The organism is Flavobacterium chungnamense (genome assembly GCF_039539165.1).
GTDB lineage: Bacteria > Bacteroidota > Bacteroidia > Flavobacteriales > Flavobacteriaceae > Flavobacterium > Flavobacterium chungnamense.
On the sequence record NZ_BAABCS010000004.1, the window covers coordinates 147,760 to 162,239 of the forward strand.

10 protein-coding genes and 1 pseudogene are annotated in these 14,480 nt (G+C 31.7%); 2 read left to right on the forward strand and 9 right to left on the reverse strand.

Annotated elements, in window-relative coordinates; all coding sequences use genetic code 11:
- Positions 1-12 precede the first annotated feature (12 nt).
- Positions 13-834, reverse strand: coding sequence for a MotA/TolQ/ExbB proton channel family protein (locus ABD771_RS02950; RefSeq protein ID WP_345090423.1), 822 nt, complete (start codon positions 832-834; stop codon positions 13-15).
- A gap of 389 nt (positions 835-1,223) precedes the next feature.
- Here ABD771_RS02950 and ABD771_RS02955 point away from each other — a divergent pair.
- Positions 1,224-2,732, forward strand: a pseudogene (locus ABD771_RS02955) (helicase HerA-like domain-containing protein).
- A gap of 33 nt (positions 2,733-2,765) precedes the next feature.
- On the forward strand, positions 2,766-3,131 hold the full coding sequence (locus ABD771_RS02960; protein WP_345090426.1) for a cupin domain-containing protein: 366 nt from the start codon (positions 2,766-2,768) through the stop codon (positions 3,129-3,131).
- Here the strand turns inward: ABD771_RS02960 and ABD771_RS02965 are convergent.
- The 8 genes from ABD771_RS02965 to ABD771_RS03000 all read right to left on the reverse strand — a co-directional run bounded on the left by ABD771_RS02965 (position 3,128) and on the right by ABD771_RS03000 (position 14,478).
- Positions 3,128-4,477 (reverse strand): FAD-dependent oxidoreductase, encoded by a 1,350-nt coding sequence (locus ABD771_RS02965; RefSeq protein WP_345090429.1) that lies wholly within the window; start codon positions 4,475-4,477, stop codon positions 3,128-3,130. The two genes, ABD771_RS02960 and ABD771_RS02965, sit on opposite strands and share 4 nt — an antisense overlap.
- A gap of 64 nt (positions 4,478-4,541) precedes the next feature.
- Positions 4,542-6,926 (reverse strand): penicillin acylase family protein, encoded by a 2,385-nt coding sequence (locus tag ABD771_RS02970; protein WP_345090432.1) that lies wholly within the window; start codon positions 6,924-6,926, stop codon positions 4,542-4,544.
- Between the two features lie 84 nt (positions 6,927-7,010).
- Positions 7,011-8,099 carry an agmatinase family protein gene (locus ABD771_RS02975; protein ID WP_345090435.1) on the reverse strand — a complete coding sequence of 363 codons (1,089 nt, stop codon included), beginning with the start codon at positions 8,097-8,099 and terminating at the stop codon, positions 7,011-7,013.
- Position 8,100: 1 nt separating this feature from the next.
- Positions 8,101-9,384, reverse strand: coding sequence for a kynureninase (kynU, locus tag ABD771_RS02980; protein ID WP_345090439.1), 1,284 nt, complete (start codon positions 9,382-9,384; stop codon positions 8,101-8,103).
- 322 nt (positions 9,385-9,706) lie between these two features.
- Positions 9,707-10,756: a tRNA preQ1(34) S-adenosylmethionine ribosyltransferase-isomerase QueA gene (gene queA, locus ABD771_RS02985; RefSeq protein WP_345090442.1), complete on the reverse strand. Its 1,050-nt coding sequence runs from the start codon at positions 10,754-10,756 to the stop codon at positions 9,707-9,709.
- A gap of 152 nt (positions 10,757-10,908) precedes the next feature.
- Positions 10,909-12,159 carry a 3-phosphoshikimate 1-carboxyvinyltransferase gene (aroA, locus tag ABD771_RS02990; protein WP_345090445.1) on the reverse strand — a complete coding sequence of 417 codons (1,251 nt, stop codon included), beginning with the start codon at positions 12,157-12,159 and terminating at the stop codon, positions 10,909-10,911.
- Positions 12,160-12,161: 2 nt separating this feature from the next.
- On the reverse strand, positions 12,162-12,488 hold the full coding sequence (locus ABD771_RS02995; protein ID WP_345090448.1) for a nucleotide pyrophosphohydrolase: 327 nt from the start codon (positions 12,486-12,488) through the stop codon (positions 12,162-12,164).
- A 1-nt stretch (position 12,489) separates the two neighbouring features.
- Positions 12,490-14,478: a transglutaminase domain-containing protein gene (locus ABD771_RS03000; RefSeq protein WP_345090451.1), complete on the reverse strand. Its 1,989-nt coding sequence runs from the start codon at positions 14,476-14,478 to the stop codon at positions 12,490-12,492.
- Positions 14,479-14,480: the final 2 nt, after the last annotated feature.

The window sequence follows — 14,480 nt, forward strand, 5'->3', positions numbered from 1 at the left end:
AAATCATTACTATTATTTTAAACTTCCTCTTAATCTTCTGTACGTATTTACGATAGAAGTACCAGCCTCATCAATTGAATAAGTTAAAGAGTCAATTTTAGAGTTAAAGAAATTATACATTACAATCGCCAATGCAGATGTTGCAATACCAGTTGCAGTATTGATAAGTGCCTCAGAAATACCTGTTGCAAGAGCAGCTTGGTCTGGTGTTCCAGATGATGCTAACGCTCCAAACGCTTTAATCATACCTGATACTGTTCCTAATAATCCACCTAATGTACCTAAAGAAACTAAAGTAGAAAGAATAGTCATGTGTTTTTCTAACATTGGCATTTCTAAAGTTGTAGCTTCTTCAATTTCTTTGTGAATCATTTCAGCAGCTTCTTCACTGTTGAAACCTTCTTTTTTAACATCTTGGAATTTCACTAAAGCAGATTTGATTGCATTTGCTACAGAACCTTTTTGTTTATCACATGCATCAATAGCATCATCAATTCTTCCTTCTTTGATATGTCCTTGAACATTATTCATAAACTTATCAAGATTTGCTTTTCCAGCAGCTTTAGAAATGACAAAAAATCTTTCAAAAGAAAATACTATTACCATTAATAACATACCTAGTAATATTGGAACAATAAATCCTCCCATGTATACCATACCAAGTGTGTTGATTGGTTTTGGATGCTCCGAATTGAAACTTCCTGGTTCAAAATTAGATTCTGCACCCATAATAAATTTCCATACCAAAGTACCCACTATAATACATGCTACGATGATAATTCCTGTAATCATTCCTCCTCCGTTTGAACCGTTGTCTTTTTTAACGTTTGCCATTTTTTAAAATTTTAAGTTTTTAATAATTTATAAGTTTTAGTTGTAAGTAAACTTGAATAGGAGCAAATTTAATTTTTTAGTTTAAATAAAAAAACTTTTTTTGTTATTTATAACATTATCTTAAAACAAACAATATCATAGAATTTATTCTATTGAAAATTTAATTTTAATGTTAAAAGTTTAAAAGTTTTAATCAATTACACACAAAAACTACATAAATCTTATTTTAAATAACGTTTACTTAGTTACATTTATTATTAAGATAGAGGTAAAAAAACAACAAAAGGTTGGGAAGAGGTAAAAAAATGAATAATATAGGGACATTAAGAGAAGTGAAAAAATGTATTATATTCGCTTTAAATAAAAAAACCATTCTAATTTTCATAACAATGAGTAAAAAAGATAACTTCATTCAGCATATCAACGAAGGTTACACTTCTAAAGGAGAAAGTTTAATTCTTGGAGCAGCAATTTTAGAAGGTGAACCTATTGGAGAAACTCAAGTAAAGATTCCTTTAAAAACATTGAATCGTCATGGATTAATTGCTGGTGCTACTGGAACCGGAAAAACTAAAACAATTCAGGTGCTTTCTGAACAATTGTCTTCTTTTGGAATTCCTGTTTTAATGATGGATATTAAAGGTGATTTTTCTGGAATAGCACAACCCGGTGAAGAAAAACCATTTATTACAGAGCGTCATGCAAAAATTAATATACCTTAATCTACAAGTTCTTTTCCTGTTGAGCTAATGACGCTTTCGGCACAAGATGGTGTAAGATTAAGAGCTACAGTTTCTGAATTTGGACCTGTTTTATTTTCAAGAATATTAGATTTAAATGACACTCAAGCTGGAGTAATGGCGGTTATTTTTAAATATTGCGATGATAACAAAATGCCTTTATTAGATTTAAAGGACATCAAAAAAGTCCTTAATTATATCACCGAAGAGGGAAAAGATGAAATTTCTGAAAATTATGGTAAGATATCATCAGCTACTACTGGAACAATTCTGAGAAAAATTATTGAATTAGAACAACAAGGTGGCGATTTCTTTTTTGGAGAAAAATCATTCGAAATTGATGATTTGATGCGAATCGATGAAAACGGAAAAGGATACATTAATATATTACGTCTAACAGACATTCAAGATAAACCAAAATTATTCTCGACATTTATGTTGAGTCTGTTGGCTGAAATTTATCAGCAAATGCCTGAAAAAGGTGATGTTGATCAACCAGAATTAGTTTTATTCATTGATGAAGCACATTTAATTTTTGATGAAGCTAGTAAAGTACTTTTAGATCAAATAGAAACAATTATCAAGCTTATACGTTCGAAGGGAATTGGTGTTTATTTTGTCACACAAAATCCTATGGATATTCCTAAAGGTGTTTTGGCACAATTAGGTTTAAAAATCCAGCATGCATTGAGAGCTTTTACAGCAAATGATAGACAAGCCATCAAACAAACAGCAGATAATTATCCAACATCTGATTACTATCAAACGGATGAAATTTTGACTTCTCTTGGAATTGGAGAAGCTTTTGTTACTGCATTAAATGAAAAAGGAATTCCAACACCTTTGGCTGCAACAATGCTTCGCGCACCAATGAGTAGAATGGATATTTTGGTTGATTCTGAAATTGAAGCAATCAATGCAAAATCTAAATTGGTCAAGAAATATGCCGAAGAACTTGATGGAGAAAGCGCTTATGAAATTTTGACTAAAAAAATCAATGAAGCTGTTGAACAAGCTGAAGAAATTGAAGTAGAAGAAAAGAAAAGTAACGAACCTAGCACAGCCGAAGTTATTGGTAAATCGGTTACTAAAGTTGTTACAAGTGCTAGCTTCATTCGTGGTGTTTTTGGAATTTTAATGAAAATTTTTAAAAAGTAACTAAATTGAAAAAAGAATTTAGAGGATAATATTATGAAAAAATATTTAATTCAAAAAACACCTTTTGTAGTTCCTACTACAGATGGAAAATTGATTGAAGAGCATCATGGGAAAGTTGCTACAAATAATAATGATATTTCAATTGCCCACATGATTGCGCCACCAAAATGGAGTGAACCTTTTCAAACACCTGAATTTGAAGAATATACTTATATTATTTCAGGTAAAAAGCAATTTATAATTGAAGACGAAATTGTAATTTTAGAAGCTGGACAATCTATAAAAATTGAAGCTAATACTAGAGTTCAATATTCCAATCCATTTGATAAATCTTGTGAATACATTGCTATTTGCAAACCGGCATTCGATTTTGAGAAAGTAAATCGAGAAGAAAATTAGTTCGCAGTTTTCAGTTTTTCTAAAATTAAACTTTCCACTTCTTCTGAATTCCAATTTTCTTGAATATTCTCTATTCTCAAAACATCTTCCATGATTTTATTTTGAAAATCACCTATGGCTAATGCTTCAGAATAAGGCTGTAAACTAAAAGTTACACGACTATATAGAGGCATCCATTTGTCTGGATGTTTGTCTGAAAACCATTTTTCAATTTTCTTTTGAAGTAGAAACTTTTCATCAGCAGTTTTGGAACTCATTTCCATAAAATTTCTGTATGAAAGTTCTGCAATAGCATCAGTGTTTGGTTTTCTAGAGTTTTCGTAATCGTTTAACAAATTTGCCCAATCATCACCATATTTTTCAATCATATTGTTTAAAACGGTAATATCTTCAAATCCGGCGTTCATTCCGTGACCATAAAATGGAACTATAGCATGACAAGCATCTCCAATTAGAGCTACTTTATCACTAAAAGTCCATGGAAAACATTTCATTGTAACCAAGTAACTCGTTGGATTTTTAAAGAAATCTTCAACGAGATTAGGAATCACTTCTTTAGTATCTGGAAAATATTGAGCAAAAAAATCAACTAGTTGTTCTTTTGATTGCAATGATTCAAAAGAGTTTTCGCCATCATGTGGCATAAACAATGTACAAGTAAATGTACCATCTAGATTGGCTAAAGCCATCAACATAAACTTACCTCTAGGCCAAATATGTAAAGAATTTTTATCTAATTTATGTGAACCATCTGCATTGGCAGGAATGTGTAATTCTTTGTAACCAATTTCTAAAAATTCTTGTGAATAATTAAACATACTCTGGCGTTGCATTCTATGTCTAATTCTTGAAAAGGCACCATCAGCACCAAAAGTTAAATCATAGTCTTTAGTAAACCATTCGCCTCTTTCAGTTTCTCCAATTGAAATCGTTGCAGTAGTTAAATCAACATCCCAAACCTTTTCTTCAAAGAAAAATTCAACACCAGCTTTTTCAGCTAAATCAACCATTTTTTTATTTAATAAACCTCGAGAAAGTGAATAAATAACTTCACCATCTTTACCATAAAATTGTTCATTAACTGTGTTTTCACCCACGTGAATAGCTCGTTTTTCAACAGGAATGCCAATCCCTAAAACCTCTTTCTGTAAGCCAACATCACTCAAAGCTTTAACTCCTCTATCTGATAAAACTAAGTTTATAGATCTTCCAGAGAAATTTATTTTTCTAATATCTGGACTTCTATCATAAATATGAACAGTGTGACCTCTTTTTTTAAGATAAATTCCTAATAAAGTTCCAACTAATCCTGAACCTACAATGGCTATTTTTTTGGGAGTTTGCATTAAATAATTACGAATTTAAAATTACAAATTATTAATTGTTTTAATTGTACAAAGATGCGTCAAATTATTTAGCAATAAAAACCAATTTAGTTGATGAAGCAATAATTTCCTTTTTATTCATCTTCATTTTTCTAAACTTGCCTTGATTGTACATTTCGGCTTGATCGTTATAATGCTTACTCATAGGATTTCCTGAATTTCCTGTCGGTAAAATACTTACACTATTTTCAACATCAGAAAAATCGATAATTCTTCTTGTTGATGGCCCTGCTTTTACTTCATAAATTCCATTAGAAGGAAAGCCAAACATCAAATTATTAATCACTTCATTACTTCCTGCAACTTCAAATTTTCCAACATTAAAAAACGGCGCTAAAAGTTCAATTTTACCTATTGGATGTTCGTGTTTCAAGGTATGAACCTTATTCCATGTCCAAGTATTTACATCTTTTCCAAGTTGTTTTTCGAGTTCGGCAACGGTTTCTCTAAATGATTTTGTTAGAATTTCTTTACGCGTTTCTTTTTTATCTTTAGTTTTAGAATCATCCCACCAAACTGAATTTTCATTTGCTACTTGAGGTTCTATCAATTGCTTTATTACATGAGTGGAAAGCAACACCGAAAATTTATCTCTACCCAATTCATCTTGAAAAGTATTTTCTAAATATCTGTAAATTAGCTTATTGTAAATTGTTGATTGAATAGTAGTTAATTCGTTTTCGCCATCCCATTTTACTAAAGAATACATTGCGTCTTTTTCTAAACGAGAAAAATCATTTGTATTCAAACTTGAAACAATTGTTATTGCATTTTTTGCTGCATTGGTTGAAGTATTATCCAAAATCATTTTTTCAACATCCTTTGAAGTCCAATTGTTTTTTGGAAAAAGTATACTCTCAATTCTCATTGCTCTATCTTTTGGTAAATAATAACCTGGATATAAATAACCATCAACTGCTTCTGTCTGATTATTGGAAGAATACACATAATTCCAACTTGGATTTAAAGCTGTTGGATTTTTAGAAAAATCAAGAAATTCCTTTCTATCATCTTCTCCATTACTTCCATTTAGAATAAAATTCGAATTTACATTTTTTGGCAATTTATACAATTTTCCTGCGGCTGTCCATGAAATATTATTTTGAGCATCACCATACATAATGTTCAATCCTGGCGCATGAATGAGTTCAATATTTGTTCTAAAATCATTCAGGTTTTTAGAATGACTTAAATGATAAACTGCATCTAAAATTTGATTTTTTTGTTGTGTATAAACCCACGAAAGTGCAATAGATTTATCGGTAGAAATAGTATTCAAAACTCCATTCATTATTGGTCCATGAATGCTTTCTTTAATATTTAAAACTATATCTGAACTGTCTTTTACTTTGATATTTTTTTTACGAACTTTATAATCTAAAAACTCATTTTTATACTTGTATTGATTTTCATTCTTCGGATTAATTTCCTCTTGAAACAAATCTATATCGTCGTTTTCAAACATCGTTAATCCATAAGCATAGTCTCGATTATGTCCTAAGAGAGGAAAAGGAGTTCCTGCCAAATAATAGCCATAAATTTCATAATCTGGGCAAGAAATATGTGCCTCATACCAAGTGCAAGGTTGTGCAAAAGCAATATGAGGATCGTTGGCAAAAATTACTTTTCCATTTTTGGTTTTTTGTGAACCTATTACCCAACTATTACTTCCAATAAACGCTGGAACCGGTGAATTGTCTAAAATACTTGTTACTTGTTTAGAAATCTCAGAATAATTAGAAACTTTACCCTCAAAACTTTTTAATTGAACAGCACCAAAAGAACCATCAAGTCCAAAATCTTTCAAATACTCTGAACCTAAATTATCTCGAATATCCGTCATTAATGGATCGGTTTTTTGAGCCATTGCAAAACTAAAAGACATAAATCCGAAGATATTATAAACATCTTTTAGTGTAAATGGTTTCTTTTCTAAACCTAATAAAGTGTATTCTACTGGGGTTTTTCCGTTTTCAATGTACTGGTTAATTCCATTAAGATAAGCCATTGCTAATTTGTAGCTTTCAGAATTTTTATCAATATTAGCGACCGCTTTTTCAGAATTTTCATCAATACCTAAACCTACAAAAAACATATCCGTTTTAGAAACTTTATTTCCAAAAAGTTCCGATAATCTTCCTGCAGCAATTCTTCGTAACAATTCCATTTGCCATAATCTATCTTGTGCATGAACATAACCTAAAACTACTTGAGCATCGGTTTGATTAGCAGCATAAATATGTGGAATTCCATAATCGTCAAAGAAAACTTCGGTAGTTTTAGAAATATTTTTTATATCAATTTCACCTTCATACTGAGGTTTTGTAGTTTGCAAATAGATTAAAAGTAAAAATGCAATTACAACTAGAAAGGCAACAATTATTAGAAGTACTTTTTTAAGTTTTTTCATTGGTTGGGAATTGAATACCAAATGTAAATAAAAAACCTACAAGGTTTTGAAAACCTTGTAGGAATTTAATTGTAAATGAAATTATTATTTTCTTGGAAACTCAATTTTTGTTCCAACATTCAAACCGTTATTTTTGGCAAGAACACCACACATATGAAACAACATTCTTGCACCTACATTTCCATCCCAATCATCATTTTCACCTGGAGCAACTTCTACTAAATCGAAACCTATAATTTCTTTACCGCTTTCGGCTAATTTATTGAATAAATAAGTGGCTTGTTCAAATGAAAATCCGCCTGGAACTGGGGTTCCTGTATTTGGACAATACCATGGATACATACCATCAATATCAAAAGAAATGCATACTTTTTGTGGTAATGAAGCTATAATTGCGTCACATTGTTGTGCCCAAGTCATTCCTTCAAAAGTTTCTTTTTTCAAATCGGAATCAGTATGAACCAAAACTCTTCCGTTTTCAGATTTTACAACGTCAACTTCTTGTTCACAGAAATCGCGAATTCCAACTTGAATAATTTTAGAAATCTGTGGAATTTGTAATGCATTATACATGATTGATGCGTGCGAATAAGTAAATCCTTCGTAGGCAATACGCAAATCCATGTGCGCATCAAGATGTAAAATTCCAAAATTATTGTGTTTGGTTGCCAAAGCTTCGTAATAACCAAGCGGTGTTGAATGATCGCCACCAAGAAGAACTACTTTTTTACCTTGATTCATCCAATGCAAAACAGTTTCTTTAACTTCTGAATGCAAATCTCTACAAATAGTATTTATTGTATCTAAATCGGCTTTCAATGCAGGAATTTCAGACACATCTTGACCGTCTTCTAAAGCTTCGATAATGTGTTGAGCTAAGGCTTTGTATTTATCAGAATTGTTTTTCCATGAATCTGGAATTTCTGCGTAATACATTCCTAATTTCCACAATTCCGGAAAATCTTGATGATTCAAATCCACTTGAAAAGAAGCATCTAAAACAGCTTCTGGGCCTTCGGACGCACCTGCTCCATAACTTACGGTCACTTCCCAAGGCACAGGAATTATGATTATTTCAGATTGTTCTGATGAAAATGGCAATCCGAAAATGGTTGCGTCAGCTAATCCTGGTTGTGATGGATCGAAAGTATTTATTATTTCTTGCTTAGTCATTTTATTTTGAATGAATTGAAAGTATTCCTTGTTTTAAAATCTGTCCAAAGTTGTACATGTCTTCATACGAAGTATATAAAGGAACTGGAGCAAGACGAATTACGTTTGGTTCGCGCCAATCTGTTATGACACCATTGCTCATTAAGTACTCAAATAAACTTCTACCTTCACCATGCAGAAAAACAGATAACTGACAAGCTCTTTCGTCTTGTTTAGATGGCGTAATTACTTCAAATGTACTATTTACTTCTTTGTCTATTTCGTGAAGAATGAATTCTAAATAAGCTGTGATTTGGTTTCTTTTTGTGATTAGTTTTTCCATTCCTACTTCAGCAAATAGTTCTACTGATGCTAAATAGGGTGCAAGTGATAGAATTGGCAAATTAGAAACTTGCCATCCATCGGCTCCGTGAACTGGATCGAAAGTTGGTTCCATTTTGAAGCGTCTTTCTTTATTATGTCCCCACCAACCTGCAAATCTTGGTAAGTTGGAATGATGGTGCTTTTCGTGAACAAAAACGCCTGACGCATTTCCTGGTCCAGAATTCATGTATTTGTATGAACACCATGCGGCGAAATCTACATTCCAATCGTGTAATTCTAATTTTATATTTCCGGCTGCATGAGCTAGGTCAAAACCAACGTTTGCTCCTACTCTATGTCCAGCTTCAGTAATGGTTTTCATATCAAAAACTTGACCCGTGTAGTAGTTTACGCCACCAAATAATACTAAAGCTAATTCATCGCCTATTTCTTCAATTTTAGCTAAAATATCTTCTAAACGAATGTTGTGTTCGCCTTCACGTCTTTTGATTTCAACAATAGCATCTTCGAGTTTAAATCCGTGATGATTGACTTGCGATTGAAACATATATTGGTCTGAAGGAAATGCTTTTTCTTCACAGATAATTTTATAACGTGTTTTTGTTGGACGATAAAACGACACCATCAATAAATGTAGATTGATAGTTAACGTATTCATTACCGAAACTTCTGAAGGTTTTGCTCCTACGATTTTACTTAATGGTTCTGCAAAACGTTCTTGATAATCCCACCAAGGTTTATCGGCATAAAAGTGACCTTCTACAGCTAGATTTGCCCAATCGTTCATTACATCGTCTACATAAGTTTTGGCAGATTTTGGCTGTAAACCTAGAGAATTTCCGGTGAAGTAAATCACGTCTTTACCATCATGTTGCGGAAAGATGAATTCTTGTCTGTATTTTTTTAACTCGTCTTGTGCATCTAATTGTTGAGCAAATTGAAGATTATTTTGAAATATCATTGTTTGGTTTGTTTGTGGTGTAAATGTAAAGAAAAAAGAGAATAGAGAAAAGAAAAAAGACTTATGAAAATTGATTTTATGTAAGACAATTGCCAACTAGCCCTGATGCTGAAATTGTTTGAGCTCTTTTTCTAATGTTGCCTTCGAGAGCATTTCGACAAGCTCAATGTAACACCTCAAGCAACATTAGACAAAAGCGAGTTTCAGCAGCAGGAAAAGGGACTGCAAAAATGCGGTAGATTCGCTCCAAAAAAAAATCTCACCATTGCTGATGAGATTTATTATAGTATTGAGCACTTCAACTGCATTCAGTGTGACAAAATTATATTATCAACATTGCGTCGCCATAAGAATAGAATTTATAACCTTCTTTGATAGCTTCTTCGTATGCTTTTTTCATTAAATCGTGTCCACAGAACGCTGAAATCATCATTAATAATGTTGATTTTGGTGTGTGAAAATTAGTAATCATTGCATCTGCAATACTGAAATCGTATGGTGGAAAAATGAATTTGTTTGTCCAACCATCAAACGGATTTAATGTTCTTTGTGATGAAACTGAACTTTCAATAGCACGCATTGAAGTTGTTCCTACACAACAGATTCTTTTCTTTTTAGCTTTTGCATTGTTTACAATATCACAAGCTAATTGGTTAATTTTTAACTCTTCTGAATCCATTTTATGTTTAGATAAATCTTCAACCTCAACTGGATTGAAAGTTCCTAAACCTACGTGAAGTGTAACTTCTGCAAAATCAACTCCTTTGATTTCTAATCTTTTCAAAAGGTGTTTTGAAAAGTGTAAACCAGCAGTTGGAGCGGCTACTGCACCTTCTTCTTTTGCATAGATGGTTTGATAACGTTCCGCATCTTCTTCGGTTACTTCACGATTAATGTATTTTGGGATTGGAGTTTCTCCAAGTTCTGTTAATTTATTTCTGAATTCTTCGTAAGAACCATCGTAAAGGAAACGTAAAGTTCTTCCACGAGAGGTTGTGTTGTCGATAACTTCAGCAACTAATGAATCATCATCACCAAAATATAATTTGTTCCCAATTCTGATTTTACGAGCAGGATCAACTAAAACATCCCAAAGGCGTTGCTCAGCGTTTAGTTCTCTTAATAAGAAAACTTCGATTCTTGCACCAGTTTTTTCTTTATTTCCATACATACGCGCAGGAAAAACTTTAGTATTGTTAAGAATCATTACATCGCCATCACCGAAATAATCGATAACGTCTTTAAACATTTTGTGTTCGATAGTTCCTTTTTTCCTGTCGATAACCATTAAACGAGATTCGTCACGGTTTTCTGCTGGATATTCAGCAAGTAATTCTACTGGTAAATTGAATTGAAAATGAGATAATTTCATAATTAAATTTTAGATATTAGATATTAAATTTTAGATATTGAAATCATAAAAATTAAATCGAATGCAAATATACGATTGTGAAATAGGCGTTGTCAAGTGTTTTGATGTTTATTTTTTATTTTGCCACAAAGACGCCAAGTCGCGAAGTTTTTTTATTCTTTTTCTATCAGAAAGCCTATGTTTTGCAAATCTTCCCAAAAGGCTGGATACGATTTAGAAACTACTTCGGCATCTTGAATAATTAGTGGCGTTTTTAATGCTAAAGGTGCAAATGCCATTGCCATTCTATGATCTTGATAGGTTGCAATTGCTATATTAGAGTTTAGATTGTTGGATTGTTGGATTGTTAGGGAATCAGTTGTTACTGAAATGTTTGCTCCTAGTTTAGAAATTTCTGTTTTCAGAGCTTCCAATCTGTCAGTTTCTTTAATTTTCAAAGTGTGTAAGCCAGTTAGATGACAGCCAATTCCCAATCCGAAAGATGTTACTGCAATAGTTTGCGCGATGTCTGGACAGTTGTTTAGTTCAAAGTTTAAAGTTTCAAGTTTAAGGTTTGAGTTTTTTGAAATCGTTATTGAATTATTGCTATTAAAAACTGTTTCCACGCCAAAACTCTTGTAGATTTCTACTAATGCGGAATCACCTTGAAGGCTTTCTTTTTTGTAACTTGAAAGTGTAATTTGTGTTCCAATTTCTGAAAGTGCTACGATGGAATACCAATAGGATGCCGAACTCCAATCGCTTTCAATTGTTGATTGATGATTAACGATTTCTGATTTTTGATTAATTTTGATTACATTTTTTACAAATGAAGTTTCAACTCCAATTTCATTTAGCAATGCTAAAGTCATTTTGATATATGGAATTGAAGTGATTTCACCTTCGAGTATTAGTTCTAATCCGTTTTCTAATTTTGGTGCGATTAACAAAAGTGCAGAGATGTATTGACTGCTGACATTTGCAGGAAGTGAAACCTTACTTTGCCTGAGTTTTTTTCCTTTTATTTTAATTGGTGGAAAGCCTTCGTTTTCTTCATAAGTTATTTCTGCACCAAGTTGTTGTAATGCTTCTACTAATATTTTTATTGGTCGTTCTTTCATTCGTGACGAGCCAGTTAAAATGACTTCCTTGTCTTCTTGAATCGCAAAAAAAGCTGTAAGAAATCGCATGGCTGTTCCAGCGTGATGCACATCAATGATTAACGATTTTTGATTTTTGATTTTTGATTTTTGAAGTGCATCAGCCATAACCTCTGAGTCATCTGAATTGGAGGTGTTTTCTAATGAAATATTTGAATACAAAGCTTGTAACAATAACAATCGGTTGGTTTCTGATTTGCTTCCTGTTATTTCAACTTTTGATTTTTGACTTTCGGCTTTCGACTTTTGAACTTTAAGATTCATAATTATTTCAACTTATCGTTGTTTTTATGTCGGTCTTTATCTCGAACTGATTTCAAATCCATTTTTTTGTCAAAAGCAGCTTGAAGATCAATTCCTGTTTGATTGGCTAGACATAAAACTACGAAAACTACATCGGCTAGCTCTTCTCCAAGGTCTTTGTTTTTATCACTTTCTTTTTCGGATTGTTCTCCGTAACGACGCGCAATAATTCGTGCTACTTCGCCTACTTCTTCAGTAAGTTGCGCCATATTTGTAAGCTCGTTGAAATAACGAACTCCGTGATTTTTTATCCAGTTGTCGACTTCTAGTTGGGAGTTTTTTAGGTTCATGTTATATCTTTTTTAGCACAATTTTTTCATTTTGTTTATCAATGATAACTTTGAAAAATTCTTTTAAGGAATCGTAATAATCCGCAGGAATAAAATAATTATTAATATCTAAACTCATAGAAATATTTATCTTATTATCAGTTTTTGTAGCAGAAAAAACAAAACTTATTAATTTGTCAACCATTGATATGTTTACTGATTTTGGTAAACTTTCAATTTCGTATCCATCAGGAATTGTTATTACTATTTGATACTTGTCTTTGTTAGGAAAAGAGAAATCTACAGGGTATTGTCTTTTCTCCTGCTTAAATGGGTTCTGTGTTAAAGCAAGGTATAATAATGGTGAGAAAAACATTTTATCTCCAATAATTTCAACTACATTATTATTTTTAATGTTATAAGTTTCTATAACTGGCTCATAGATAGATTTTTCATTTTTTATTTCATAATTTTCAACTTCGATGCCTTTATAATATTTACTTTCCAGTTTTTCTAGATAATTCTCTGTTGAAATTCCAGCATATTTTTGTCTAAATCTTAAAGCATTATAGTCTATATATTGCTCTCTGACTTGTCCAGAAACTAATCCTGTATTATCAATGTTAACAAGAACACTTACTACATCATTTGAATTATATTTTGGTATTAAATTAACCTCAACTGAACTTCCATCTTTCTTTATTAATCGTCCATTACTAGTTAAATCTCTTGTTGGAAGACAATTTATTGAGGCAAACTTTTCTGTAGCATCCAATAAAATTTGTTTTCCATCCAAATCAACACAAGCAATAACATAATTAAATTTAGATCTATTAGGAAATAAAGCAACACCATTATCTCTTGTGCTCAACAAAACTGGATTAGCTTCTAATCCGCTCATTTTGAGCATTGCTGTTAACATTAAATTTATTTCAGCAACATTTCCAGAGCTTTCATTGAATGCTACTTCTACACCTTTTTTAGTATAATAGCCGTATCTCCCATTCCAAGTCATTTTGCTTTTAACAAATTCAAAAATAGCTTTCAACCGTTCTTCTTTCGATTCTATTTTATCTGTAATTTGCTTTAAATTATTTAGAAAATAACTATTTTTATTCAATTCAGCCCCAAATTCTTTGTCCTCATAAATTGATTTAGCTACACTTTCCCAAGTTGTTGCTATTTGTTTTGGCGCTTCTTTTGGAAATCTAATTAATTGTAATTCTTGTTGAATTTTTCCATAATAATCATCAATATTACTAACATAATCTTCTTCAATTAAAGCAGGAACTTCGGCAACTTCGTATAATGCTTTTATTTGCTGATAGCCCAAATATTCAACTTGATTATATTTATTATTGTAAGATATGGATGTATGCTCCATAACATCATTTAGAGTAACATTTACATAACCAGATTTTATTGCTTTGTATATATAGAATTCTGGTATTTCTGTTTGCAATTGAGCATAATCTACAGGTATATTATACTGAAATTGAAATGTAGGAAGTTCTGATAGATTTGGTGATCTTAATTCATATTCTAATTCTAGTATTGAACCCTCTTTGATATTTGGGAACGTAATTAACTTTGTTTGCCATAACTCGTTAACTTTTTCCACAAACTTTCCTTCACCTGTAACTTTTTGCTTATCAATCTTTCCTTTTTCTAGATTGTATGTAAATGCTTTGGTAATGTATACTTTTTCATCATCCAAACTTTCGTAACCAACAAAATATGGTATTTGAAAATTAGCCCATTTAAAACCTTCCTTTTTATATATTTTTAATTTTATAGAAAATTTAGTTGTACACTCAAAACCATTCTTTATGTTGTAGGTAAAATAAGTTCTTGCCTTTTTAAAAATAAATGCTGCTGGCGCTGAAGTATCACTAGAATGCACTCGTTCTTCCAGCTCTTTTTTTGTAACTTTTCCGAGTTCTAAATTCTGTGTAAATCCTTCATTAAAAAACAAACTTATTATTATAAATTGAAGAAAAATCTTTTTCATAA